Consider the following 25,939-nt stretch of genomic DNA (forward strand, 5'->3'; position numbering starts at 1 on the left):
GGGCCGCCGCGTCACTGCACCATGTTGTTCAGCTCGATGATCGGCAGCATCACGGCCAGCACGATCACGAGCACGATGCCGCCCATCGCGAGGATCAGCAGCGGCTCCAGCAGGCTCGTCAGGAACATCGTGCGACGCTCCAGCTCGCGTGCTTCGCCTTCGGCCGCGCGATCCAGCATCGTCGTCACGTCGCCCGTCGCTTCGCCCGAACGAATCAGGTGCACGAGCACCGGCGGAAACGTCTTCACGTTGTTCAGCGCGCGCGACAGCGCGGAGCCTTCGCGCACGCGCACGATCGCGTCGTCGATGTTCGCGCGCATCGCGCGGTTCGACAGCGTCTCGCCGGCCGCCTGCAACGCGCGCAGGATCGGCACGCCGGCCGCGGTGAGAATGCCGAGCGTGCTCGCGAAGCGCACCGTGTTGTAGCCGCGCACGAGCTTGCCCGCGAGCGGCGCGGTCAGCACCCAGCGATCGAATGCGAGCCGGGGCCCGGCACGCGACAGCGTCGCCTTCACGAACCACACGACGAGCGCGACCGCGATCAGGATCGCCCACCACCAGTGCCGCACGAATTCCGACAGCGCCATCATCACGACCGTGAGGATCGGCAGTTGCTGCTTCGTGCTCGCGAACACGTTGACGACCTGCGGCACGACGTAGCTCAGCAGGAATGTGACGATGCCGAACGCGATCAGCGTGACGATGCCCGGATACGTGAACGCCAGCAGGATCTTCTGCTTCAGCGCATTGCTCTGCTCGATGTAGTCGGCCAGGCGCGACAACACGATGCCGAGCTTGCCGGTGTGCTCGCCGGCCGCGACCAGCGCGCGATAGATTTCCGGAAAATCGCGCGGATGCTGACCCAGCGCATTCGCGAGCGAATGGCCGCCAAGCACTTCCGCGCGGATCGCGGCCATCAGTTCGCGGATGTAGTCGCGCTCGGCCTGCTCGGTCAGCACGCCGAGCGCCTCGTCGAGCGGCAGCCCCGCAATCAGCAGGCTCGCGAGCTGGCGCGTGAGGATCGCCTGTTCGCGCTGCGACAGCTTGCGGCCGAACGCGAGCCGCTGCGAGCGCGCGCCGCGCGTCGCGCTCGCGGCCGGCTCGACGACGAGCGGGGTAAGCCCCTGCGTGCGCAACTGGCCGCGCGCGCTGCGCGCACTGTCGGCATCGATGACGCCTTTCTGCGCGCGTCCCGCCGCATCGATCGCTTCGAAACGGAATGCCGGCATCGCGCTACGCGCCTCCCGTCACGCGCAGCACTTCCTCGAGCGACGTCGCGCCGGCCGCGAGCCAGCGCTCCGCGTCGTCGCGCAGCGTGCGCATGCCTTGCGCGCGGCCGGCGGCCAGGATCTCGGCATCGGCCGCGTTGCGGTGAATCAGCGTGCGGATCGACTCGTCGACCAGCAGCAGTTCGTAGACCCCGCGCCGGCCCGCGTAGCCCGAATGCCCGCACTTGTCGCAACCGACCGGATGCCACACGGTGCGGCCGTCCTCGTGCCGCTCCTCCTTGCAGACCGGGCAGAGCTGGCGCACGAGGCGCTGCGCGAGCACGCCGAGCAGCGACGACGCGAGCAGGTACGGCTCGACGCCCATGTCGGTCAGGCGCGTGACGGCGGACGCCGCGTCGTTCGTGTGCAGCGTCGCGAGCACGAGGTGGCCCGTCAGCGACGCCTGCACCGCGATCTGCGCGGTTTCGAGGTCGCGGATTTCGCCGATCATGATCACGTCCGGGTCCTGGCGCAGGATCGAGCGCAGCGCGCGGGCAAAGGTCATCCCGATCCGCTCGTTCACCTGCGTCTGGCCGATGCCGGACAGGTCGTATTCGATCGGGTCCTCGACGGTCATGATGTTGGTCGTCGCGGTTTCGAGCCGCGACATCGACGCGTACAGCGTGGTCGTCTTGCCCGAACCGGTCGGGCCGGTGACGAGCACGATGCCGTGCGGGCGCGCGATCAGCTTGTCGAACTGCACGAGCGTGTCGCGGCCCATCCCGAGCGCTTCGAGGTTCAGGCGCTGCGCATCCTTTTCCAGCAGACGCAGCACCGCGCGCTCGCCGTGCCCGGTCGGCAGCGTCGACACGCGCACGTCGACCGGCCGGCCGCCCACGCGCAGCGTGATGCGGCCGTCCTGCGGCAGGCGCTTCTCCGCGATGTCGAGCTGCGCCATGATCTTGATCCGCGAGATCAGCGCGCCGTGCAGCGCCTTCTTCGGGCGCACGACGTCGCGCAGCGTGCCGTCGACGCGAAAGCGCACGACCGACGCATTCTCGAACGGCTCGATGTGAATGTCCGACGCCTGTTCGCGCGCCGCTTGCGTGAGCAGCGCGTTGATCATCCGGATGATCGGCGCGTCGTCTTCCGATTCGAGCAGATCCTCGACCTCGGGGATGTCCTGCATCAGCCGCGACAGGTCGACTTCGCCCTCGACCTCGCCGACCACCTGCGCGGCGCTGCCGTCCTGGCGCGCATAGGCCTGGTTGATCGCCTGCGCGAGCTCGTCGGCCGGCACGCGATGCACGGCGATCGAGCCGAAGTTGCGCGCGATTTCCGCGAGCGCGGCGTCGCTCGTGCGTTCGCTGATCCACACCTCGAGCGTGTCGTCGAGCTGATGCGCGATCAGCACCTGGCCGCTCTTCGCGAAGCCGTACGGCAGCAGGCGCGCGGCGAGCGGCGACGGCGGCTGGCGTTCGCCCGGCGCGCCATCGTGCGTGGAAGACGCGAGCACGTCGCTCACTGCGAGGCTCCCGGCGCGGTGGTCAGCGGCTGTTGCGGCACCGCCTGCTGCGGCACGCTCTGCGGCTGCGCGGGCGTCGCCTCCGGCAACGGCTGGGCCGGCACCGGCGCCACCTGGCGCTGCAGCTGCTGGCGACGCATCTTGTCGAGATCGAACAGGTTGCCCGCGGCCGTGCCGCCCTGGCTCGGGCCGATCGGCATCGGCGGGACGACCGGGTCGTCCTTGTCGCGCATCACGTTGTTGTCCGACTTGTATGCGCCCGTCACGCCCTGGATGTAGTCGTAGCGGTTGGCCGTCACTTCCTGCGCGGTACTGCGATCGGAGATGATCACCGGGCGCAGGAATACCATCAGGTTGGTTTTCGCGCGCAGCTTCGTTTCGGAGCGGAACAACTGGCCGATCCACGGGATGTCGCCGAGCAGCGGCACCTTGCTGTTCGACACCTGGTAGTTGTCCTGCATCAGGCCGCCGAGCACGATGATCTCGCCGTTGTCGGCCAGGATCGTCGACTGGATCGAGCGCTTCGTGAAGGTCGGGCCGGTCTGCGCGTTCGTGGTGCCGCTGACGACCGCCGAATCCTCCGTGTAGAGCTGCAGCTTCAGGATCCCGCCGTCGGTGATCTGCGGCTTCACGTGCAGCGTCAGGCCGACGTCGCGACGGTCGTAGGTATTGAACGCGTTGCTCGTGGTGCCGCTCGTCAGGTTCGAATACGAACCGGTCGCGATCGGCACGTTCTGGCCGACGACGATCTTCGCTTCCTCGTTGTCGAGCGTGATCAGGTTCGGCGTCGACAGCACGTTCGCGTCGCTCACGCCCGCGAAATACTGCAGCAGCGCGCCGAGCCCCTGCACGCCGAACATGTTGTGCAGCCAGCCGATGTTGAGCCCTTGCGACAACTGTCCGAGATTGGCGGCAAGCCCGCCGCCGGTGATCCCGCCAGCGGCATTGGTCAAACCGCCGGCCGTCAGGTTGACGATGCTGTTGCCCAGACCGCCCGACGGATTCAGGTTCGTGCCGCCGAGGAACTGGCCGCTCGCCACCTGCCACTGGATGCCGAGGTTGCCGGACGTATTCGAATTGAGCTCGACGATCAGCGCTTCGATATAGACCTGCGCACGCCGTGCGTCGAGCTGGTCGATCACCGAGCGGAGGTTCCGGTAAACCGGATCGGACGCGGTGATGATCAGCGAGTTGGTCGCCGAGTCGGCCTGGATCATCCCGCCCGGCTGGTTGTCGTCGCTCTTGTCCTTGTCGCCGCCGAGCAGGCCGCCCGTGCCGAGCCCGCCACCGCCGGACGAGCCGCCGCCGTACGCCGACGAAGACGACGAGCCGCCGAGGCCGCCCGACGGCAGCGGCGGGGTGCCCGACGTGCCGGTCGAGAAGTTGCCGCTCGACGACGAGCCGCCGTTCTGGTTGAAGCTGTTCGCATCGTTGGACGACGCCGACGAGCCGCTGTCGTTGCCGCCCTTGCCGAGCATCCCGCGCAGCGTCTTCGCGAGCTTGACCGCATCGGCGTTGCGCAGCGGCACGACGTGCATGTTGCCGGGCACCGCGCTCGGCGCGTCGAGCTGCTGCACGAGGCGCTTCGCGGCCGCGAGGCGCGACGCGCTCGACGCACGCAGCATCAGCGAGTTGGTGCGCGGGTCGGCCGTGACCGATACCTTGAGCGTCGCGTCGCTGTTGCCGATCGCGCCCGGGTCGAGCATCTTCTGCAGTTGCGCGGCGAGGTCGATCGCGTTCGCGTTGCGCAGCGGCACGACCTGGACCTGCGCGCCCGCGGCGCTGTCGACGCCCGCGATGATCTGCGCGATGCGGCGCACGTTGTCCGCGTAGTCGGTCACGACGATCGTGTTGTTCGCCGGGTAGGCCGTCACCGTGTTGTTCGGCGAGATCAGCGGCCGCAGCACCGGCAGCAGGTTGTTCGCCGATTCGTTGTGCAGCTCGAACACCTGCGTGATCACCTGGTCGCCGCGCGCCTGCGGCGCATTGCCGACATAGGTCGGCACGCCCTGCAGCTTCGCATCGGCTTCCGGCACGACCTTCAGCACGCCGTGATCCTGTACGAGCGCGAAGCCCTGCATGCGCAGCGCGGACTGCAGCGTCTTCAACGCCTGGTCTTCCGGCACCGGCCGTTCGGCCACGAGATTGAGCTGCCCCTTCACGCGGGGGTCGACGATGATGGTCTTGCCGGTGGCGGCGCCGATCGCTTTCGCGACCTGGTCGATATCCGCATTCACGAAGTTGAGCGTGACCTGAGCATAGGCGGCCTGCGAGACGATGATGCCGGCCACGAGCAGGGTCGTGGCGATACGCCGCATAACGAAGCGATTTCTTGTCATGGATGAATGGGTCGATGCCGGCTCAGGCCACTTCCGGCGGTAGTGCTGGGATCCAGGTCCGAAAGAGGCGACATTAGCAGTTTTTCATGTCCGAAATATCACATTGATCCGAAGACTGTCTCACATACGACATGTGTCCGGCGAGTCGTATGAAAAATGTAAGGATTAATGTCACACTCCGCATGCCGGCCGTCGCCTCCGCCGTCGCTCCCATTTCGCGATGAACCGACACGGAAATGCGGTATAACCGGGGCTGTCGTGTTCCTGCCTGTCGCAATCAGACGGTCTGCCGGTATGATACGGGCGGCGCGTTTCTCGTCGCACTAATAACGGGCACGGGTTTTCCCCGAGCCCCGCGCAATTCCTTTTCGTTTCCGCACGATGAACAGACGGTTCGCTTCGATCACGTTGATCGCCGCCGGCGCGTGGTTCGCCAGCGGCAACGCACGCGCGGATTGTTTCGACGAAGCGGCCAAATACCAGCAGGTCAATCCGCTGATCCTGCGCGCGATCGCGTGGCAGGAGTCGCGCAACCGGCCCGGTGCGCTGAACAAGAATACGAACGGCTCGGTCGACTACGGCCTGATGCAGATCAATTCGATCCACCTGCCGACGCTGTCGCGCTACGGGATCGGCCGCGACACGCTGATGGAACCGTGCAAGAACGTGTACATCGCCGCATGGCATCTCCGGCAGAAGATGAACCGCTACGGCAACACGTGGCAGGCGGTCGGCGCCTATCATTCGGAAACGCCGTCGCTGCGCGACAAGTACGCGCGGCAGATCGCCGGCATCCTGACGCAATGGAAGCTGCTGCCGCCCCAGCAGACCGCTCAAGCCGCTCAGGCTACTCCGGCCGCGCAGTGATGCCGCGCGGCGGCGCCGGCTGACGCCGCGCCGGCCGGCCGGCGCGCGTTTGATGCACAATGCGGGCTGACGCCGCCGTTTCGCCCGCGCGCGGGCCGATCGCGCCCCGGCAGGGCGCCGCGGCCGCTTTTTCATCTTTTCCGTTGGTGCATATCATCATGAATCCGGCAATGAAACAGCCGTTGCCCGTTACCGTGCTGTCCGGCTTCCTCGGCGCCGGCAAGACCACGCTGCTCAACCACGTGCTCGCGAACCGCGCGGGCCTGAAAGTCGCGGTGATCGTCAACGATCTCGCGGCGGTCAACATCGACGCGTCGCTCGTGCGCGATGCGCAGGCGCTGTCGCACGTCGAGGAACGCCTCGTCGAAATGTCGAACGGCTGCATCTGTTGCACGCTGCGCGACGACCTGCTCGTCGAGATCCGCAACCTCGCGTCCGAAGGCCGCTTCGACGCGATCATGATCGAATCGACCGGTATCGCGGAGCCGATGCCGATCGCTGAAACGTTCACGTTCGTCGACGACGACGGCACGTCGCTGTCGGCCGTCGCGCGGCTCGACACGCTCGTCACCGTGGTCGACGCGTACAACTTCCTGCGCGACTACGGCTCCGACGACGCGCTCGCGACGCGCGGCATCGCCGCGTCGGAAGACGACGACCGCACGCTCGTCGAGCTGCTGATCGAGCAGATCGAATTCTGCGACGTGCTGGTGATCAACAAGGCCGACCTGGTCGGCGCGGACGATCTCGCGCGCCTGCAGCACATCCTCGCGCGCCTCAATCCGCGCGCGCACCAGGTCGTGTCGACGTTCGGCAACGTGCCGCTCGACGAAGTGCTGAACACCGGCCGCTTCGATTTCGACGAAGCCGCGAATGCGCCGGGCTGGCTCGCGTCGCTCGACCGCGCTCACACGCATTGCGACGACCCCGACTGCCAGGACGACCATCATGCGCACGTGCACGGCGAAGCCGACGAATTCGGGATCGGCAATTTCGTTTACCGCGCGCGCCGACCGTTTCACCCGGCACGGCTCTGGGCGCTGCTGCATCAGGAGTGGCCGGGCGTGCTGCGCAGCAAGGGTTTCTTCTGGCTCGCGACGCGCAACGACATCGCGGGTTCGCTGTCGCAGGCGGGCGGCGTATGCCGGCACGGGCCGGCGGGTTCGTGGTGGGCCGCGCAGGATCGCGCGGAATGGCCGGACAACGACGAACTGCTCGCTGAAATTCGCGCCGAATGGCTGGGCGATCTCGACGATCGCACGGTCGGCGATCGCCGGCAGGAACTCGTGCTGATCGGCATCGCGCTCGACGCCGATGCGTGGCGCGCGAAACTCGACGCGTGCCTGCTGACCGATGCGGAGTTCGCGCTCGGCGCGACGGGATGGGCGGCGTTCGACGATCCGTTCCCGGCGTGGGACGTCGATTCGCACGACGACGATCACGGCGACACGCAGATCGTGCACGCGTGAAGCGCGTGGTAACGGCTCGTAAAAATAACCGTTAATTTTTGCAAGAGCGGCGCGAACTGTGGCGAAAATGCCGCGCGCGCCCAACAAAAAACCCGCCTCTCGGCGGGTTTTTTTCTGGAACAGGCGCGGATTTAACGCTTGTTGACGGCGTCCTTGAACGCCTTGCCGGCCGTGAACTTGACCGTCTTGGCTGCCGGGATCTTGATGGTTTCGCCCGTCTTCGGGTTGCGGCCCGTACGTGCTGCGCGCTTGCCCGAACCGAAGCTGCCGAAGCCGATCAGCTGAACCGCATCACCCTTCGACACGGCCTTCTTGATGACTTCGAGCAGCGTGTCCAGCGTTTCGCCGGTTTGAGCCTTGCTGGCGCCCGTTTGGGCGGCGACGGCGTCGATCAGTTCCTGTTTGTTCATTAAGGTTCCTTTATCAGGTTAGGTTGACACGAACAGCGCGAACGCGCCGATTATACGTGCGCGAACCGTGCCGTCGAGAGTCAGACTCCGACGACACAGCGCCGAATCCTGGCCCGCGCGACGCGCCCTCCGGCTTGCCGGCGGCCACCCCGCGGTACGGCGTTGCTATGATAGCGCAGCGCAAACCCAATAACGACAAGGGTTTCAAAGATTTTCATCGGTATTTCGCCGAATGAATCGTCGATTGCCCGTTTTTTGACCTGCGCCAACCGGACAGGATACGCAGCGGGGTCCGCCCGTCCGTCGCCCCGTTGCCCTTTTCCAACGGCCGGTCGGACGGCCTCCCGCAATCCCTTGCCAGGCTTGGCTGCCACGTTTTTTGTTTCGCATGCCCGACCGACTTGTTTACGCCACGCTCGCACTTCGCGACGACGGCACGCTCGTCTCGCCCGAGTTCGGCGAGCTCCATCGCGGCGCATCCGGCACGCTCGCGCACGCGCATCGCGCGTTCGTCGCGGGCAACGGGCTGCCCGCGCGCTGGCAGCGCCGTCGAACGTTCACGATCGTCACGACCGGATTCGGCGCGGGCGCCGGCTTCCTCGCAGCCTGGGCCGCGTGGCGCGACGATCCTGCGCGCTGCGAACGGCTGCATGTCGTCGCGCTCGAGCCGCACCCGTTCTCGCGCGACGACCTGCGCCGCGCGGTTTCGCATATGGTTGCAGACACAACCATATCGGCAGACGCCGACGCATTGATCGATGCATGGCCGATCCTCGTGCCGGGCCTGCACCGGCTCGAATTCGACGAAGGGCGCGTGGTGCTCACGCTTGCGCTCGGCGATGCGATCGAGCTGTCGAAGAAGCTCGTCGCGCGCGCCGATGCGTTTTTTCTCGACGGCGCCGCGGCCTCGACCGACGGGATCCGCGCGCTCGCGAAAATCGCCGGCGAACGCGCGACGTTTGCGACCCATGCAAAGTCCGACGACGTGAAACACGCGCTCGGCGAAACGGGTTTCACGTTCCGCGAAGTCGACGATCGTCTCGTCGGCGAATATGCGCCGCGCTGGCGCGCGCGCCGGCACGAGCCGCCGCGTGCACTGCCCGTTGCAGCGCGCCGTGCGATCGTGATCGGTGCGGGCCTCGCCGGCTGCGCGGTGGTCGAACGCCTGGCTGCGCGCGGCTGGGACGTCACGCTGATCGAGCGGCACGAACGGATCGCGAGCGAAGCGTCGGGCAACCCGGCCGGGGTTTTCCATCCGTTGATGACGCGCGACGACAACGTCGCGAGCCGGCTCACGCGCGGCGGCTTCCTGCACGCACTGGCACGCTGGCACGCCCTCGAACGCGCAGGGCATGCATTCGCACGCAGCACGCACGGGATGATCCATCTGGCCGAATCGGCCGACGATTTTGCGCGGATGCGCGATGCGTTCGATGCGTTCGGCGCGCCGTCCGACTACGTGACGCTGCTCGATGCCGATGCCGCGCGTGCGCACCTGAATCTGCCGGTCGCGCATGGCGGCCTGCTGTTTCCGCACGGCGGCGCCGTCTGGCCGGCCGGGCTGTGCGCCGCGCAATATGCGGCGGCCGGCGAGCGCGTGCGCCTGCTTGCGTCCACCTGCGTCGCGCGGCTCGAACGACGGGGCGACACCTGGCATGCGCTCGACGATACCGGCGCCACGCTGGCCGATGCACCCGTCGTCGTGCTCGCGAACGCGGGCGACGCCGCGCGTCTTGCCGGGCTGCGGCATGTCGCGCTGCAACCGGTGCGCGGCCAGCTCACGCTGTTGCCGCCGGGCACGACGGCGCCGCTGCCGTGCCCGGCGATCGGCGACGGTTATGCGGTCCCGCTCGCCGACGGCACGCTGCTGATCGGCGCGACGTTCGAGCCCGACGACACCGATCCCGCGATGCGTACGGCCGGCCACGTCGAGAACCTCGAACGCGTGCGGCACCTGCTGCCGGGCCTGATCGACGATCTGCCGGACCCCGCCACGCTGCGCGGGCGCGTGGCGTTCCGCTGGGTCGTCGGCGACCGCCTGCCGCTCGTCGGCCCGCTCGCCGACGAAGCGCAGGCCACCGCGAACGCCCGCGCGCTCGGCGGTGCGCAGGCGCGCGACCTGCCGCGCCTGCCCGGCCTCTACGGCGCATTCGGCTTCGGTTCGCGCGGCCTCGTGTGGGCTGCGCTCGGCGCCGAGCTGATCGCCTCGCAACTCGAAGGCGAGCCGTGGCCGCTCGAGCGCGAACTCGCCGACGCGGTCGATCCCGCCCGCTTCCTGATCCGCGCGCTGCGCGCACGCCGCGTCGGTTCGACGGGCTGACCGGCCGCGCCTTCCTCACAGTTTCCCGATTTTCCCGCGCAAGGTTATCCACGCAATGCTGTGGATAACCACGCGGAATCCGCGCGTACTTCGTGTGTAATCACAGTGGACGTAAACTGGGCAACTCCGCACAGCCGTGAAGCGGCCCAAAAGTTGCTCAACTCAAACGTCTGTGCACGAACAGCCTGTGCAACCGGTTATGGTTTCGCCAACGCATTGATCCAACAGCGTAAACCGGAGTTATCCACAGAACTGTGCGTCCTTTGTTAACTTCTACTACGTATATATACGAGTAAACCTTTGAAACCAAAGACCTGTGGTGCCGCACAGCGCCGCGAGTCGATTCGGTCGGTTCCGGAACCAAAAAGCTGTGGCACAATCGGTTTCCTTCGCGTTCGTTCGGCCAGGCGCCGGACATGCTTCAACGGAACGGTCGGCACGATTTCGAATCTGAATCTTCGAGTCCGCCAGTCCGTTCACACACCAGGCCGACACTCCAGATCGGCAACCTGAACGACGTTCCACCCTGTGGCGGAACAGGCGGACCCCATGTACCGCCGTCGTCGAGCACAACAATCACATTCGGGGCAATACCCAGCCGGCGCGTATCCATTCCTGTCGCTTGACCCCGCGTCGCTGGCGGTTGCTTCCAAAGGAGAAGTCACCACGATGAAGTCGGCGTTCTCATTCCTGCCCAACTGGCCGCTCGCGCCGGATGCCGTGTTCTGGGCCGGGCTCGCGCTGTTTGCAGCCGGCCTGTGCGGCGAGCTATGCTATCGCGCGTGGCGTCTGCCGCGCATCACCGGCTATGCCGTGATCGGCCTGATCGCCGGTTCGTTCGGCTTCGGCGTGATCGACGCGAGCACCGACGAAACCTCGCGGCTGCTGATGGACGTCGCGCTCGGCCTGCTGCTGTTCGAACTCGGCAGCCGCCTCGACCTGCGCTGGATCCGGCGCAATCCGTGGCTCGTCGCGTCGAGCCTCGCGGAAGCCACGCTCACGTTCGTGCTCGTGCTGTTCGTGATGCTCGCGCTCGGCGTATCGGGGATGGTCGCGCTGGTGCTGTCGGCGATCGCGATCGCGACGTCGCCGTCGATGGTGATCCAGCTCAAGACCGAACTGCGCGCGGAAGGGCAGGTGTCGCAACGCCTCATCACGCTCACCGCGCTCAACAGCGTGTACGCGATCGTGCTGACCAAGCTCGTGACGAGCTGGCTGCACCAGGAAGCGTACGGCAACGTTTTCGCGACGATCCTGCAACCGCTTTACCTGCTCGCCGGTTCGTTCATCGTCGCGTATCTCGTCGCGCGTTCGTGCAATTACCTGTTCCGTCATATGACCGCGACGATGCGCGACGAGCATTCGTTCGTCGCGCTGTTCGGGCTCGTGATGCTCGCGATCGCCGTCGCGCAGGCGTTGAAGCTGTCGACGCTGCTCACGCTGCTGCTCGCCGGCATCATCGTGAAGAACCTCGAAGCGCGGCCGCAGCTGTGGCCCGAGCATTTCGGCACGGCCGGCTGGCTGCTGACGGTGGTGCTGTTCGTGCTGACGCTCACGTCGTTCACGTGGGGCGACATCGCGCTCGGCGGGTTGCTCGCGATCGTGCTGATCGTCACGCGGCTCGCCGCGAAGCTGGCCGGCGTGGTCGCGTTCGCGAAGCCGAGCGGTCTCGGGATGAAGCAGGGCGTTGCGCTCGGCATCGCGCTCACGCCGATGTCCGCGCTGTCGTACCTGCTCGTCGACGACACCTACCAGCTCTATCCGAATTTCGACCCGCACCTGCGCGCGATCGTGATGTGCTCGATCGTGATCCTGCAGCTCGTCAGCCCGTTCGTCGTCTACCGCTGCCTGTCGGCGGTCGGCGAACGCAGCGACGGCAACTGATTCCGGAACCTGCCATGGCACTCGAAACCTTCGTCAATTCCGAACCGTTCACGTTCGGCGTCGAACTGGAGATCCAGGTCGTCAACACGCACAATTACGATCTGACCAAAGCGGCATCCGACCTGATGCGGCTGATCCAGGGCGAGACCTTTCCCGGCAACATCACGCCGGAAATCACCGAAAGCATGATCGAGCTGTCGACCGGCATCTGCCATTCGCACGAGCAGGCCGTCAGCGAGCTGCATGCGATCCGCGACGTGCTCGTGAAGGCGGCCGACCAGCTCAACGTCGGGCTGGCCGGTGGCGGCACGCATGCGTTCCAGCAATGGAGCGACCGGCAGATCTACGATGCGCCGCGCTTCCAGTACATCTCCGAGCTGTACGGCTATCTCGCGAAGCAGTTCACCGTGTTCGGCCAGCACGTGCACATCGGTTGCCCCGATCCCGACAGCGCGCTGTTCCTGCTGCACTCGATGTCGCGCTTCATTCCGCACTTCATCGCGCTGTCCGCGTCGTCGCCGTTCGTGCAGAACGTCGATACGGGCTTCCATTCGGCACGCCTGAATTCGGTGTTCGCGTTCCCGCTGTCGGGCCGCGCGCCGTTCGTGCTGACCTGGGACAGCTTCGAGGAGTACTTCACGAAGATGGTGAACACGGGCGTCGTCAACTCGATGAAGGACTTCTACTGGGATATTCGGCCGAAGCCCGGCTACGGCACGATCGAGGTGCGCGTGATGGACACGCCGCTGTCGGTCGATCGCGCAGCGGCGATCGCCTGCTACATCCAGACGCTCGCACGCTACCTGCTGACCGACCGGCCGCTGAAGCTGTCGGAGGACGATTACCTCGTCTACACGTTCAACCGTTTCGAAGCGTGCCGCTTCGGGCTCGAGGGCACCTGCGTGAATCCTCAGACGGGCGAGCGCCGCACGATCGCGGAAGACATCCTCGACACGCTCGACCGGATCGCGCCGCATGCGGCCGCGCTCGGTTCGCGCGCGGCGCTCGACGAGATCGGCGCGCTCGCGAAGGCGCGCGTGAACGACGCATCGTGGTTGAGAACCGTTTTCAAACAGGAGAAATCGCTGAACGAGACGGTCCGGCAGCAGTGCTTACGTTGGCGCGGGTGAAAAAATGTTTTGCAGATTGCGGGATCGACCGCGGCGCGATTCGCTGAATGGCGCGCGCTGCCGTGTCCGGCCGAACGCGTCGCCAGTCGTCCTGAAAATCTGTGGATAACCCGATATTCCACTGCAAAGTCAACGCTCTGCGGGCGGGATAACCCGGTGGATCACCCGCGTGCGGCCGGGGGCCGATCCGAACGGGAAAATACCGGCGCACCCTGCTTCGCGGGCACGCGACATTGCGCGCACAACGAAAAATTGTGGTTATCCAGTGATTTTCCACAGCGTGCAGGGGATAACTTAGCTGTGCGATTTTCCGCTCTCGCTTAGAATGTCGGCTTTGCGGACACCGGAAACGATGCGTGTCTCTCCGGTCGCCGCGAACGCGACCGCCGCGTGTGCCTCGCGACGGCCGTGCTGACGCATTCGAGAGCGTGCGTCTGTTTTGAGACGGGATTCGATCTCCACACTACGGCCGCTCGGCCAACCGGGCGGCGGCAAAGCGAAAAGACTATGAGCGAAGGCGTTTACGGGAACCAGGCTGCGGGACGTGTGACCCACAGCTTGCTGCGGTTGAGCACGGCCATGCGGAGCGAGGCATGGGATTGGGCGGAAGGCGCTGGCCTCACGCCGACGCAGGGCGAGATTCTCGTGCTGCTGTTGCAGCGCAAGGGCCCGATGCGGCTCGGCGAGATCGCGCGCGAGACGCAGCTCACTGCGGCCACGACGAGCGATGCGGTCAGCACGCTCGAGACGAAGGGGCTCGTCGAGAAGCGCCGTGCGCTGGACGACGGCCGTGCACTGGCCGTGCGCCTGTCGGCGCGTGGCCGTACGGCTGCGAAGAAGGCGCTGCAATGGCCTGAATTCCTGACGAAAGCGGTCGGCAAGCTCGGCGCGGACGAGCAGGGCACGCTGTATCGCGCGCTGCTGAAGACGCTGCGCGAGCTGCAGGTGGCCGGGGCGACGCCGCCGCAACGCATGTGCCTCACGTGCACGCATTTCCAGCCGGGCAAGCTGTCGAAGAAGACCGTGCATCACTGCGCGGCGCTCGACATCTCGATGTCCGACAGCGATCTGCGTCTCGACTGCGCGGTGCAGGAAGAAGCCGACGCGGCGACGCAGAAGAAGACCTGGAAGATTTTCGCTGGCTGACGTCCGTCGATCGACCGGGAGGCCGATGATGAACGCTGAAGTCGTGGCGATCCGCCACGTGCATTTCGAGGATCTCGGGAGCTTCGAGCAGGTGCTCGGCGAACGCGGTCGACGGGTGCGCTATGTCGATGTCGGATCGTCGCGGGTCGAGGTGCTCGACGTGCTCGAGCCGTCGCTGCTCGTCGTGCTCGGCGGGCCGCTCAGCGTCTACGACGATGCGCAGTATCCGACGATCGCGCCGCTCCTGGCGCTCGTGCGCCAGCGCATCGACGCGGGGCTGCCGATCCTCGGCATCTGCCTCGGCGCGCAGTTCATCGCGCGGGCGCTCGGGGCGCACGTCTATCCGGCCGCCCGGCACGAACTCGGCTGGGCGCCGCTGACGCTCACCGACGCCGGCCGCGCGTCGCCGTTGCGCCATCTCGACGGCGCGACGACGTCGATGCTGCACTGGCATGGCGATACGTTCGACCTGCCGGGCGGTGCGATCCATCTCGCGTCGACGCCGGCCTGCCGCCACCAGGCATTCGCATGGGGGCAGCACGTGCTGGCGTTGCAATGTCATCCCGAGATCCGGACCGATCGCTTCGAACCGTGGCTGATCGCGAACGCCGGCGAAATCGCCGCGACGCCCGGCATCGACGCGCGCCAGCTGCGTGCCGATACCGCGCAGCACGGCCCCGCGCTCGAGACGGCCGCACGACGCATGTTCGCGGAGTGGCTCGACAGCGTCGGGCTCTGACGTCGCGGGCAGCCCCGCCCGCTGCAACGGTCGAGCCCGGCCTGCATCCGGTGCGGGCCGGCGCGTCGCCGGACATCGCACATTCCGCGCATCGCCGGCATCCGGCCGGCCGCACCTGACCATCCGCTTACTGTCGATCGCGCCGTCTGCACGCTTCGAGCGTGCGTGCTACGCTCGTCCGCTCTTTCCCTTTCTTGGCGAGCGGCTTCCATGACTGCGCTGTTTTCCCCGTTCACGCTGCGCGGCGTGACCCTTCCGAACCGGATCGTGATTTCCCCGATGTGCCAATACTCGGCCGAACGCGGCGAAGCGACCGACTGGCACATGATTCACCTCGGCCATCTCGCGCTGTCGGGCGCGGGGCTGCTGTGCATCGAAGCGACCGCGGTGGAACCCGACGGGCGCATCACGCATGGCGACCTCGGCCTGTGGGACGACGTGACCGAAGCCGCGCTGAAGCCGGTGCTGGCCGCGATCCGCAAGCATTCGCCGGTCCGCGTCGCGATGCAGTTGTCGCATGCGGGGCGCAAGGCGTCGAGCGCGGCGCCGTGGGAAGGCGGCCAGCTCGTGCCGGTCGCCGAAGGCGGCTGGTTGCCGCACGGGCCGTCGGCCGTGCCGCACAAGGACGGCGAGACGGCGCCGCTCGCACTCGATGCCGCGGGCCTGAAGCGCATCCGGGAAGCCTTCGCGGCGTCGGCCAGGCGGGCTGCGCGGCTCGGCATCGATGCGATCGAAGTGCATGCGGCGCACGGCTACCTGCTGCATCAGTTCCTGTCTCCGCTCGCGAACCGGCGCACCGACGAATACGGCGGCTCGCGCGAAAACCGGATGCGGTTTCCGCTCGAGATCTTCGAGATCGTGCGCGCCGCGTTTCCGGAAGACCGGCCGGTCGGCGTGCGCGTGTCCGCGACCGACTGGGTCGAAGGCGGCTGGGAGCTCGACGATACGATCGCGTTCGCGCACGAACTGAAGCGCCGCGGCTGCGACTGGATCGACGTGTCGTCCGGCGGCGTGTCGCCGCTGCAGAAGATTCCGCTGTCGCCCGGCTACCAGGTGCCGTTCGCGCAGGCCGTGAAGCAGGCGGTCGGCATGCCGACGATCGCGGTCGGCCTGATCAACGAACCCGAGCATGCGAACCGGCTGATCGAGGCCGGCGATGCCGATCTCGTCGCGATGGCGCGTGCGATGCTGTACGACCCGCGCTGGCCGTGGCACGCGGCGGCCGAACTCGGCGCGCAGGTGACGGCGCCGCCGCAATACTGGCGCTCGCAGCCGCGCGAGCACAAGGCGCTGTTCGGCGACGTCGCATTCGGCCAGCGCTGAGCGCATCGCGCAATATTGCGCGCGATGTTGAACGAAGCAATCGTGAACGTGTAGGATGCGGGTGATTCGCCGCATGCCCCGACGCGGCACCGACCGGTGCCGCGTTTTCGTTTGGCGCGGCGCCCGGCCGCGTTCGCGGTCGCATCCATTCAAGTCGTCTTCACAAGGATTCGTTCGATGAGTTCACGCAGGATCGCGGTGCGCCGCTCGGGAGTACACGGCAAGGGCGTGTTCGCCGTGGCGCCGATCAAGGCCGGCGAGCGCGTAGTGGAATACAAGGGCGAGCGAATCTCGTGGAAGGAAGCGCTGCGTCGTCATCCGCACGACCCGAGCGAGCCGAATCATACGTTCTACTTCGCACTCGACGAAGGCGGCGTGATCGACGGCAAGATCGACGGCAACAGCGCGCGCTGGATCAACCATTCGTGCGCGCCGAACTGCGAAGCCGAGGAAGTCAAGGGCCGCGTGTACATCCACGCGCTGCGCGACATCGCGCCGGAAGAGGAGCTGTTCTACGACTACGGCCTCGTGATCGACGCGAAGCTGACGAAGAAGCTCAAGCGCGAATACGCGTGCCACTGCGGGGCGGAGTCGTGCCGCGGCACGTTGCTCGCGACGTCCGACGAAGGCGGGAAGAAGAAAAAGAAGAAGGACAAGAAGGACGGCAAATCCGCGTCCGGTTCGAAGGACAAGAAGAACCGGAAGTGACGCAGGCGGCAGCGCATTTCGCGCTGCCGCTGTCGTTTCGGCCGACGGTTGGCGCGTCGTAGCGGGCCGTCGTTCGCTTTCGTTCTCCGGCGGGCCGCCCGGTCGACGGGCCGACGGCCGCCCGCCGCGAATCGCTCAGTGCGTCGGCGCCGCAGCCGGCGTTTCGCCGGCCGGCTTCTCCGTGCGCGCGGCGAGCGGCACCCTCACCACGAAGCGCGAGCCGCCTTCCGGTGCATCCTCGTACGACACGGTGCCGCCGTGCATCGCGATGATGTCGTGCACGATCGCGAGCCCCAGCCCGGCGCCCGTTTCGACGCCGTTGCCGCTTTGCGCGTCGCCGCGGAAGAAGCGCTTGAACAGGTCGGCCTGCTGGTTCGCGGGCACGCCGGGGCCGTTGTCCTCGACGACGATCTCGGCGGCAGGCTGGCTGTCCTCGAGCGCGGCGCGCGCGACGTTTACCGTGATCCGCGCGCCGTCCGGCCGCGCGAGCGGCACGTACTTCAGCGCATTGTCGAGCAGGTTCGCGATCACCTCGCGCAGCAGCACGGGGTTGCCGCGCACGATCAGCGTCTCGTCGTCGCCCGCGTCGTCGCTGCGCTGGAAGCCGAGGTCGACATGCGACGCGAGCGCGCGCGGCACCCATTCGGCGCCCGTCTCGAACGCCATCGCCGCGAGATCGACGTCGACGAAGCGCGCGGCCTGTTCGCCCGGCTCGGCACGCGCGAGCGACAGCAACTGGTTGGACAGCCGCACCGCGCGGTCCGCGGCCGCGCGCAGCTCGCGCACCGCGGCGAAGGTCTGGTGCGGATCGCGCGCGACCACCGCCTGCTCGGCATGCAGCTTCACCGCGGTGAGCGGCGTGCGCAACTGGTGGGCGGCATCGGCGATGAACTTGCGCTGCGCGTCGAGCGCGGTCTTCAGACGGCCGAGCAGCGCGTTCATCGCGCTCGTCAGCGGCCGGATCTCCAGCGGCACGTCGGTTTCGTCGACCGGTTCCAGCGACGTGTGGGTCTGCCGGTTCAGCGAATCGGCCAGATGCGTGAGCGGGCCCAGTTGCTGGTTCACGACGCGCCACACGATGCCCCAGCCCGCGAGCAGCAACAGCAGCAGCGGCATCATGATCGCGACGAGGAATTCGGCCGCGATCCGGTAGCGGTGCCGCACCGGCTGCGCGACTTCGACGACCATCGGCCGGCCGCCTTCGACGTTGTCGACGCGCACCTGTGCGACCCGCACCGCGCGGTTGTCGTATTCGGCCTCGAACACGTACGCATGATGCATGCGGCGCACGTTGATGCCCTGCAGCGGCAGCTTCGGATCGCCGGCGAGTTCCTGCTCGCCGTCGCTGATCCGGTAGATCAGCGCTTCGGCCGGATCGGAGAACATCGCCTGCGCGAGCGGCGGCACCGTGAACGGCGCGTCGGGGCCGGCGATCTGGATCTGTTTGGAGATGGCGGTCGCGAGATCGGCGAGCGAGCGGTCGATCACGTGCTGCGTGTATTGCCACGCGAGCCAGTAGGCGATCAGGCCGCTCATCAGCGCGAGCATCGACAGCGGCGCGGCGAGGCGCCGGAGCAGCGAGCGGCGCAGGCTGGTGGTCACAGCCGGATCAGGGGACATTTCGACGGGCAAATGGATAAGCGCCGCTCACCGGGAGCGGCGCGGTCGTGCGCCGGGAGCGGCGACGCGGAGCAGCGCGCATGCGCCGGCGGCATGTGGCCGGCCGGCGCGCGGCGTCGCTCAGACGCTCGCCGTCTGGCGGATTTCCTGCAGCAGGTAGCCGAAGCCGCGCACCGTGACGATTTCGACCCGGCACTGTTCGAGTTTCTTGCGTACGCGGTGCACGTAGACTTCGATCGCGGTGTCGCCGAGATCGCCGCCGAAGTGCGTGAGGTGATCCTGCAACTGGGCCTTGCTGACGACACGGCCGTGACGCAGCAGCAGCATCTCGAGCACCGCGAATTCGCGCGGCGACAGTTCGAGCGGCTTGTCGTCGTTGAAGATGCGGCGGTCGACGCCCGACAGGCGGACGCCGCCGAGCGACACTTCCGGACGCGGCATGTCGCTGTGCGGGCCGCTGCGGCGCATCACCGCGCGGATGCGCGCTTCGAGCTCGGCCGGCTCGAACGGCTTGAGCATGTAGTCGTCGGCGCCGGAGTTCAGGCCCTGGATCCGATCGTTCAGCTCGTCGCGCGCGGTCAGCACGATCACGGGCGTGTGGCGGTTGGTCTGGCGAAAGCGCGTGAGCAGCGTCATCCCGTCGATGCCCGGCAGGCCGAGGTCGAGGATCACGAGTTCGTGGCGGTTCTGTGCCAGCGCCTGCTCGGCAAAAATGCCGTCATGCACCATGTCGACGGTGAAGCCAGCCTGCTCGAGGCTGCTCTGGATACCGCGTGCGATGGGGCGGTCGTCTTCGATCAGAAGGAGTCGCATGAAGTTCGCTCAAGTACAATGGGTTGGCGGTTCAGGCACGCGGACAGCACGAAGCCGTTTCCACAGGGACGCCGCATCGCCTGACATCAAGCATGGCGGCCAGCGAACGATTAGATCCAATCATGTCCGATATTTCGATCCACGACCTAGAAGCCGCGATCAATTTCTGGCGCGCCCGCTCGCCGTCGAGCGGCGACGAACTCAAACTCTGCGAAGAGGCCAGCGCGCTCTCCAAGCCGTATGCGCTGCTGATTGTACAGCGCGAAAGCGCGCTGCAACTGGAAGGTTTGGACCCCAAGGCGCGGAAAGCGTACGAGACTTACGTGCGCCTTAAGGATGGCTTGGAAAGCTGAAGGCTTTCGCTGAGTACATCCTAGAAAACGTTTAGCGAAATGAAAAGTTGACGCGCCGCGCATCGAAAGGACGCGCGGCGGTAGAGGCGATACTCAGGCGCCCGGTTGCGCGTGCGCGGCGGCGCCGTCGATGAACCGCGCGAGTTCGATGTCGCGTTCGGTCAGCCCGTCGGCGTCGTGGGTCGACAGCGTGACGTCGACGCGGTTGTATACGTTGAACCATTCCGGATGGTGATTCATCTCCTGCGCCTTGATCGCGACACGCGTCATGAAGCCGAATGCCTCGTTGAAATCGGCGAAGCGCAGGCGGCGCTGGATCGCGTCGCGGCCCGGCACGGCCGTCCAGAGCGGCAGGCCTTCGAGCCGGGTCTTGCGTTCTTCGGATGTGAGCTTGTGAATCATCTTGCACCTCTCGTTCGGTAACGGCGTCCGCCCGCGGCTGCGCCGCGCGGCGAAGCCGGCGTCGTTCATTGTTTCATAGTTGCGGGAAGGGCGACGGGCGGCCGGCGACGGGCAGCCGGCGACGGGCAACCGGCGGGCGCCGCGGCGCCCGGCGCATCACGCGTCGTCGTCGTCCGGCCAACCCTCGCCCGTGCCGCGATGCAGCACGCGGTCGGTCTCGAGCACCGCGCCGGCCGGAAATTCGGGCAGCGCCGCGAGCCGGCTGGCCAGTGCGCGGCCGTCGACGTCGGCGAGCGCGAACAGCTGCGCGAAATCGTCGATCACGAAGTAGGTCTTCTGGAACGTGTCGATCCGGTACTGCGTGCGCATCACGCGCTCGAGGTCGAACCCGAGCCGGTTCGGCGCCGCGCTTTCGAGGCTGTACAGACTTTCGCCCTTGCTCGATACGATCCCGGCGCCGTAGATCGACAGCCCGTCGACCCCGCGCGGGTCGCGGATCAGCCCGAATTCCACCGTATACCAATAGAGGCGAGCGAGCCGCGCCAGCGCCGCTTCGTCGTCGGCGACCGCGAGCGCGGTGCGGCCATACGCCTGCATGTAGTCGGCGAACACCGGATCGATCAGCAGCGGCACGTGGCCGAACAGGTCGTGGAAGCAGTCGGGTTCCTGCAGGTAGTCGAGCTGGTCGGGACGGCGCATCCACCAGGTGACGGGAAAACGCCGGTTCGCGAGGTGCTCGAAGAACACGCGGTCGGGCACGAGGCCCGGCACCGCCACGATTTCCCAGCCGGTCACGGGCTTCAACTGGCGGTTCACGTCGGCGAACGACGGCACGCGATCGGCCGGCAGTTCGATCTTGCCGAGCCCGGCGACGAATGCATCGCACGCGCGACCGCGCAGCAGGGTCGACTGGCGTGCATAGAGCTGCTTCCACACCGCGTGGTCGACCTGGCCGTAGCGCTGAAGCGGCTGGTCGATGGTGAAATCGGCGCGGGTTTCGAGGCCCGCGTCGAACTGCTCCTGCAGTTTCGCGGTGACGACGGTGGACATGATCAGGCTCTGCACGCTGGGGTTGAGATCATGCAAGTGTAGAGCGGGCTGCGCGCGGATTGGGCGCATAGTTGGCGTTGAATTGCTCGATAATGCGATAATCGTGCATTAAATCAAGAATCAATGCGGAGAATACTCATGCTGGAACTCGATCACTTCGATCTCGCGCTGCTGGACGTGCTGCAGCGCTTCGGTCGCGCGACCCATCAGCAGTTGGGCGAGGAGGTGCCGCTGTCGCCGTCGCAGATCGGCCGGCGGCTGCAGCGGCTCGAGGCGGCCGGCGTGATCGAAGGCTACCGCGTGATGCTGCGGCCCGAAAAGCTCGGGCTCGGCGTGACCGCGTTCACGAGCCTGAAGCTCAAGCATCACGGCGATTCGATCATCGAGCAATTCCAGCAGCAGATCGACGTGCTGCCGGAAGTGCTCGAATGCCATGCGGTGGTGGGCGATGCCGACTACCTGCTGCGGATCGTCGCGCCGGATCTCAACGCGCTGTCGCAGTTTGTGATGAAGAAGCTGATGCGTGTGCCGGGCGTCGACAGCGTGCGCTCGAACATCGTGCTGACGACCTTCAAGCGCAACGGCGCGCTACCGCTCGCGCATCTGGCGCCCGGCGCCGCGTGACGGGAAGGGGCCGCGGCGCCGGCGGCGAGGGCGGCCCGCGCGGGGCGCCCTCGACGGGGCCGGATCAGGCCGTTTCGGGGTGGGTGTCGGCGTTCAGCAGATCGACGTACGCGACCGCGACGAGATCGTCCTGCGCCACGCCGAGCTTCGCGAACACCTCGTGCGCTTCGGCTTCGCCGCCGGCTTCGTCGTCGTCCGGGCCGAGCACGACTTCGAGTTCGATGAAGTCGCCGAGGCCGTCGACGCGGTCGAGGTGGATGCGCGTGCGGCCCGCGAGGTACACGTGCCGTTCCTTCGTCACGATCCCGCGCGTGGTCAGCGCGGTCGCGAGCAGCGAATGCATCGCATCGGGGTTCGTCACCGGGCTGCGCGTGTAGTACGACGCCTTCGGGCCGTCGCGATCGTCGCGCTGATAGAAGATCAGCTCGGCCGGCGTGCCGTCCTCGAAGCGGCGCAGCTTCAGCCGGCCGCGCGGCACGTCGTAGAAGAAATCCTGCTGGCGATAGAACAACGGCGCTTCGGTCGCGAGCTGAGCCGCCTGTTCGCGCAGCCGGTCGAATTCACGGGCGCGGGCTTTGATCTCGATGTTGCGGGCCATGCGGGTCTCCTTCAATCGGGGTCTCGCGGTGTGCGAACGCACAATCTAGCAAAAAGCCTGCGATGGTGGCGTGACGAGCGGACGGCACGCGGCGACACGACGCGGGGCGGGCGATCGATCCGCAACGGCGATCCGCGGAATGCGTCGGGCACCGAAACCCGCCGCGCGACCGGCCGCATCGACATCAGCCACGCTCATATCGCCCACTGCGCTTCGATCAGCCGCAGCGCGGCCGCGATCGCCGGTTCGTCGCGCCGCTCGGCGAGCGTCACGAACGTCAGTTCGGTCGGCACCGTCACGCGCTCGACGATCGTCAGCGCATGCGCGTGCGCTTCGGCCAGCGCGGTCGAATCGCGCGCGAGCGTCAACCCGATCCCCGATTTGACGAGGTCGAGCATCGATTGCTCCTGATCGACCTCGGCGACCTTCACCGGCTGCGCGCCGGCGTCCGCGAAACGCCGCGACAGCAGCCGGTGGTGCGCGGACGCCGGCGGCGTCCAGATCCACGGCAGCGCGGCGAGCGCGCGCCAGTCGTGCGCGCGCTGCACGCGCTCCTTCCAGCCGGCCGGCGCGAGCACGCGGTACTCGAAATGCGTGAGCGCGAGGGTGTGGAACAACGCGCCGTCGAGCGGATCGTCCTCGCCCGGCCGGCCGATGTAGTAGCCGACGTCGAGCGCCTGCGCGCGCACCTGTTCGATCACCCAGCCCGACATCCCGTGGCGCAGCGCGGTCTCGATCTGCGGATGGGTCTCGACCAGCGCGCACAGGAAGCCGCCGAGCCGCAGGAACTCCGGGTCGAGAATCGTGCCGATCCGCAGCCGGCCGCGCACCTCGTGCCGCAGCGCGGTGGCGGCGCGCTGCACGTCGGCGGCCGCGGCGAGCGCGCGTTCCGCATGCGGCAGCAGCGTCTGGCCGTCGCGCGTGAGCGCGAGCCCGCGCGACGTGCGCGTGAACAGCGCGACGCCGAGCGTTTCCTGCAGATGCTTGATCTGGAGGCTGACGGCCGGTTGCGTCAGGTGCAGTTGCGCGGCCGCGCGCGTCAGGTTGCCTTCGCGCGCGACCGTCGCGAACGCGCGGAGCAGGGTGAGATCCATCGTCGTGATATGAGCGCGGCTTATAACGCAGTTCAGCATAACTCATTGGATCGGCGGCCGGGCGCGGGAGTACGCTTCATCGGGTCGTGGCGCGCAGGCCGCAGGCGCGGCGCGACGCGACGCACTATGCTGAAAATGCGCGCGGTATTGCGCCGCGCGGTGCACAACAAAGAGGTTTGCATGGAGCGCAGTAAGCGCTGAAGCGCTGACTTCGTCCAGCCATGTCGTGGGGGCCGGGTAAGGGTTGAAGCACTAACTCGGGTCGACCGCCGTGGGGATGGAGTAGGCGTTGGAGTGCTGACTCCGTCCAGCCACGCCATGGGACCAGCGTAAGCGCTAAAGCGCTAACGCTGGTCGACCGCCGTGGGGATGGAGTAGGCGCTGAAGCGCCAACTCCATCCAGCCACGCCATGGGACCAGCGTAAGCGCTAAAGCGCTAACGCTGGTCGACAGGAGACAAGCAGTGACTACTACTCAACGCACGCTCGAAGGCGAATTCGACTACGTGATCGTCGGCGCGGGCACCGCAGGCTGCGTGCTCGCGAACCGCCTGACCGAGGATCCCGATATCAGCGTGCTGCTCCTCGAAGCGGGCGGCAAGGACGACTATCACTGGATTCATATCCCGGTCGGCTATCTGTACTGCATCGGCAACCCGCGCACCGACTGGCTGTACAAGACGCAGCCCGAAGCGGCGCTCAACGGCCGCGCACTGTCGTATCCGCGCGGCCGCGTGCTCGGCGGCTGCTCGTCGATCAACGGGATGATCTACATGCGCGGCCAGCGCGAGGACTACGACAACTGGGCACAGGAAACCGGCGACGCCGGCTGGTCGTGGGACAGCGTGCTGCCGATCTTCAAGCGCAGCGAGGATCACCATGCGGGCGCGAGCGACGCGCACGGCGCGGGCGGCTACTGGCGCGTCGAGAAGCAGCGGCTGCGCTGGGAGATCCTCGAATCGTTCGCGCAGGCCGCGCAGCAGACGGGCATCCCCGCCACCGACGACTTCAACCGCGGCGACAACGCCGGGGTCGGTTACTTCGAAGTGAACCAGAAGCGCGGCGTGCGCTGGAATACGGCGAAGGCGTTCCTGCGGCCCGCGATGGCGCGCCCGAACCTGACCGTGATCACCGGCGCGCACGCGCAGCGCGTGATCTTCGACGGGCGGCGCGCGGTCGGCGTCGAGTACCGCGGCGGCGGCGCCGATTACGTCGCGCGGGCGCGGGCGGAAGTGCTGCTGACGTCGGGCGCGGTGAATTCGCCGCAACTGCTCGAACTGTCGGGCATCGGCGACGGCCGGCGGCTGCAGGCGCTCGGCATCGACGTCGTGCAGGATCTGCCGGGCGTCGGCGAAAACCTGCAGGACCACCTGCAATTGCGGATGGCGTTTCGCGTCGACGGCGTGCGCACGCTCAACACGCTGTCCGCGCACTGGTGGGGCAAGCTGATGATCGGCGCCGAATATGCGCTGCTGCAGCGCGGGCCGATGTCGATGGCGCCGTCGCAACTGGGCGCATTCGCGAAATCGGACCCGGACGATCCCGCACTCACGCGCCCCGATCTCCAGTACCACGTGCAGCCGCTGTCGCTCGAACGCTTCGGCGAGCCGCTGCACGGCTTCAACGCCTTCACGGCGTCGGTCTGCCATTTGCGGCCGACGTCGCGCGGCAGCGTGCACGTCACGAGCGCCGATCCGGGCAGCGCACCGGCGATCGCGCCGAACTATCTGTCGACCGATCACGATCGGCACGTCGCCGCGAACGCGCTGCGCCTCACGCGCCGGATCGCGTCCGCGCCGGCGCTCGCGCGCTATCGTCCCGAGGAAGTCCTGCCGGGCCCGCAGTACCGGACCGAGGCCGACCTGATCGATGCGGCCGGCGCCGTCGGCACGACGATCTTCCACCCGGTCGGCACCTGCCGGATGGGGCGCGTCGACGACGAGCGCGCGGTAGTCGACAGCCGGCTGCGGGTGCGCGGCATCGCCGGGTTGCGGATCGTCGATGCGTCGGTGATGCCGTTCATCACGTCGGGCAACACCAATTCGCCGACGCTGATGATCGCCGAGCGCGCGAGCGACATGATTCGTGCCGACCGCCGTGCGGCGCGCGAAACGACGCCGGTGCGCACCGAGGCCGCGGTGACGGCAGCATGACGGCCCGCTGACACGCGCGCCGGCGGGCCGTCATGCGACTGCCCGCTGATTCGATATGCGAAACAAGCTGCCGTCGCTTTCGCTCGAACGGCAAGATCCGTGCAAGCCGCGCCGTCGCGCGGCTTTTTTTCGGCATGTGCGTGCCACGTCCTGCAACCGGTCAAC

General features: G+C 67.2%; 22 protein-coding genes. 12 read left to right on the top strand and 10 right to left on the bottom strand.

Annotated elements, in window-relative coordinates:
* Positions 1–11 precede the first annotated feature (11 nt).
* From gspF to gspD, 3 genes are read right to left on the bottom strand one after another with little or no spacing between them, the layout of a single operon-like run.
* Complete coding sequence (gspF, locus tag WS96_RS00300; RefSeq protein WP_034209670.1) at positions 12–1,229, bottom strand: type II secretion system inner membrane protein GspF; 1,218 nt, start codon at positions 1,227–1,229, stop codon at positions 12–14.
* A 4-nt stretch (positions 1,230–1,233) separates the two neighbouring features.
* Entirely contained in the window at positions 1,234–2,724 is a 1,491-nt protein-coding gene (gspE, locus tag WS96_RS00305; protein WP_306453340.1) for a type II secretion system ATPase GspE, read from the bottom strand.
* A 5-nt stretch (positions 2,725–2,729) separates the two neighbouring features.
* The gene (gene gspD, locus WS96_RS00310) at positions 2,730–5,072 is read right to left on the bottom strand and encodes a type II secretion system secretin GspD (RefSeq protein ID WP_059827080.1); all 2,343 of its coding nucleotides are present in this window, start codon (positions 5,070–5,072) and stop codon (positions 2,730–2,732) included.
* A 381-nt stretch (positions 5,073–5,453) separates the two neighbouring features.
* Here gspD and WS96_RS00315 point away from each other — a divergent pair, with 381 nt between their 5' ends.
* The gene (locus tag WS96_RS00315; RefSeq protein ID WP_059829845.1) at positions 5,454–5,939 is read left to right on the top strand and encodes a lytic transglycosylase domain-containing protein; all 486 of its coding nucleotides are present in this window, start codon (positions 5,454–5,456) and stop codon (positions 5,937–5,939) included.
* A gap of 158 nt (positions 5,940–6,097) precedes the next feature.
* Positions 6,098–7,408, top strand: a complete 1,311-nt coding sequence (locus WS96_RS00320) for a GTP-binding protein (protein WP_059830033.1) — start codon at positions 6,098–6,100, stop codon at positions 7,406–7,408.
* A 131-nt stretch (positions 7,409–7,539) separates the two neighbouring features.
* Here WS96_RS00320 and WS96_RS00325 read toward each other — a convergent pair whose 3' ends face one another.
* Entirely contained in the window at positions 7,540–7,818 is a 279-nt protein-coding gene (locus tag WS96_RS00325; RefSeq protein ID WP_006401505.1) for an HU family DNA-binding protein, read from the bottom strand.
* Positions 7,819–8,206: 388 nt separating this feature from the next.
* Between WS96_RS00325 and mnmC the strand changes: the two genes are divergently transcribed.
* From mnmC to WS96_RS00360, 7 genes are all read left to right on the top strand, one after another.
* Positions 8,207–10,138, top strand: coding sequence for a bifunctional tRNA (5-methylaminomethyl-2-thiouridine)(34)-methyltransferase MnmD/FAD-dependent 5-carboxymethylaminomethyl-2-thiouridine(34) oxidoreductase MnmC (mnmC, locus tag WS96_RS00330; RefSeq protein ID WP_059829847.1), 1,932 nt, complete (start codon positions 8,207–8,209; stop codon positions 10,136–10,138).
* Between the two features lie 669 nt (positions 10,139–10,807).
* The gene (locus WS96_RS00335) at positions 10,808–12,022 is read left to right on the top strand and encodes a cation:proton antiporter (protein ID WP_034209665.1); all 1,215 of its coding nucleotides are present in this window, start codon (positions 10,808–10,810) and stop codon (positions 12,020–12,022) included.
* A 14-nt stretch (positions 12,023–12,036) separates the two neighbouring features.
* Positions 12,037–13,152 (top strand): YbdK family carboxylate-amine ligase, encoded by a 1,116-nt coding sequence (locus WS96_RS00340; protein ID WP_059829849.1) that lies wholly within the window; start codon positions 12,037–12,039, stop codon positions 13,150–13,152.
* A 507-nt stretch (positions 13,153–13,659) separates the two neighbouring features.
* Complete coding sequence (locus tag WS96_RS00345) at positions 13,660–14,298, top strand: MarR family winged helix-turn-helix transcriptional regulator (protein ID WP_034209663.1); 639 nt, start codon at positions 13,660–13,662, stop codon at positions 14,296–14,298.
* Between the two features lie 28 nt (positions 14,299–14,326).
* A complete protein-coding gene (locus tag WS96_RS00350; protein ID WP_034209862.1) occupies positions 14,327–15,037 on the top strand; it encodes a glutamine amidotransferase in 711 nt (236 codons plus the stop codon).
* A gap of 210 nt (positions 15,038–15,247) precedes the next feature.
* On the top strand, positions 15,248–16,360 hold the full coding sequence (locus WS96_RS00355) for an NADH:flavin oxidoreductase/NADH oxidase (RefSeq protein WP_059829851.1): 1,113 nt from the start codon (positions 15,248–15,250) through the stop codon (positions 16,358–16,360).
* Positions 16,361–16,537: 177 nt separating this feature from the next.
* Positions 16,538–17,068: an SET domain-containing protein gene (locus WS96_RS00360; RefSeq protein WP_034209661.1), complete on the top strand. Its 531-nt coding sequence runs from the start codon at positions 16,538–16,540 to the stop codon at positions 17,066–17,068.
* Between the two features lie 135 nt (positions 17,069–17,203).
* On the opposite strand, the gene WS96_RS00365 is transcribed toward WS96_RS00360, so the two are convergent.
* Together WS96_RS00365 and WS96_RS00370 are read right to left on the bottom strand one after the other, a co-directional pair.
* Positions 17,204–18,688, bottom strand: a complete 1,485-nt coding sequence (locus WS96_RS00365; RefSeq protein ID WP_034209861.1) for a sensor histidine kinase — start codon at positions 18,686–18,688, stop codon at positions 17,204–17,206.
* A gap of 120 nt (positions 18,689–18,808) precedes the next feature.
* The gene (locus WS96_RS00370; RefSeq protein WP_006401494.1) at positions 18,809–19,501 is read right to left on the bottom strand and encodes a response regulator; all 693 of its coding nucleotides are present in this window, start codon (positions 19,499–19,501) and stop codon (positions 18,809–18,811) included.
* Positions 19,502–19,623: 122 nt separating this feature from the next.
* On the opposite strand from WS96_RS00370, the gene WS96_RS00375 reads away from it, so the two are divergent.
* The gene (locus WS96_RS00375; RefSeq protein ID WP_006401493.1) at positions 19,624–19,854 is read left to right on the top strand and encodes a DUF3717 domain-containing protein; all 231 of its coding nucleotides are present in this window, start codon (positions 19,624–19,626) and stop codon (positions 19,852–19,854) included.
* Between the two features lie 93 nt (positions 19,855–19,947).
* Here the strand turns inward: WS96_RS00375 and WS96_RS00380 are convergent, their stop codons facing one another.
* Both WS96_RS00380 and phhA read right to left on the bottom strand, forming a co-directional pair.
* Complete coding sequence (locus tag WS96_RS00380) at positions 19,948–20,325, bottom strand: 4a-hydroxytetrahydrobiopterin dehydratase (RefSeq protein WP_257127321.1); 378 nt, start codon at positions 20,323–20,325, stop codon at positions 19,948–19,950.
* An 87-nt stretch (positions 20,326–20,412) separates the two neighbouring features.
* Positions 20,413–21,306 (bottom strand): phenylalanine 4-monooxygenase, encoded by an 894-nt coding sequence (phhA, locus tag WS96_RS00385; protein ID WP_034209860.1) that lies wholly within the window; start codon positions 21,304–21,306, stop codon positions 20,413–20,415.
* Between the two features lie 138 nt (positions 21,307–21,444).
* Here phhA and WS96_RS00390 point away from each other — a divergent pair, with 138 nt between their 5' ends.
* Positions 21,445–21,930, top strand: coding sequence for an Lrp/AsnC family transcriptional regulator (locus WS96_RS00390; RefSeq protein ID WP_006408082.1), 486 nt, complete (start codon positions 21,445–21,447; stop codon positions 21,928–21,930).
* A 64-nt stretch (positions 21,931–21,994) separates the two neighbouring features.
* Here the strand turns inward: WS96_RS00390 and WS96_RS00395 are convergent, their stop codons facing one another.
* Positions 21,995–22,528, bottom strand: a complete 534-nt coding sequence (locus WS96_RS00395; protein WP_034209660.1) for a class IV adenylate cyclase — start codon at positions 22,526–22,528, stop codon at positions 21,995–21,997.
* A 194-nt stretch (positions 22,529–22,722) separates the two neighbouring features.
* Positions 22,723–23,622 (bottom strand): LysR family transcriptional regulator, encoded by a 900-nt coding sequence (locus tag WS96_RS00400; protein WP_059829853.1) that lies wholly within the window; start codon positions 23,620–23,622, stop codon positions 22,723–22,725.
* Positions 23,623–24,085: 463 nt separating this feature from the next.
* Between WS96_RS00400 and WS96_RS00405 the strand changes: the two genes are divergently transcribed.
* A complete protein-coding gene (locus tag WS96_RS00405) occupies positions 24,086–25,774 on the top strand; it encodes a GMC family oxidoreductase (RefSeq protein WP_059829854.1) in 1,689 nt (562 codons plus the stop codon).
* Positions 25,775–25,939: the final 165 nt, after the last annotated feature.

Origin of the sequence: Burkholderia sp. MSMB1835, assembly GCF_001526365.1 — a bacterium.
Classification (GTDB): Bacteria; Pseudomonadota; Gammaproteobacteria; order Burkholderiales; family Burkholderiaceae; genus Burkholderia.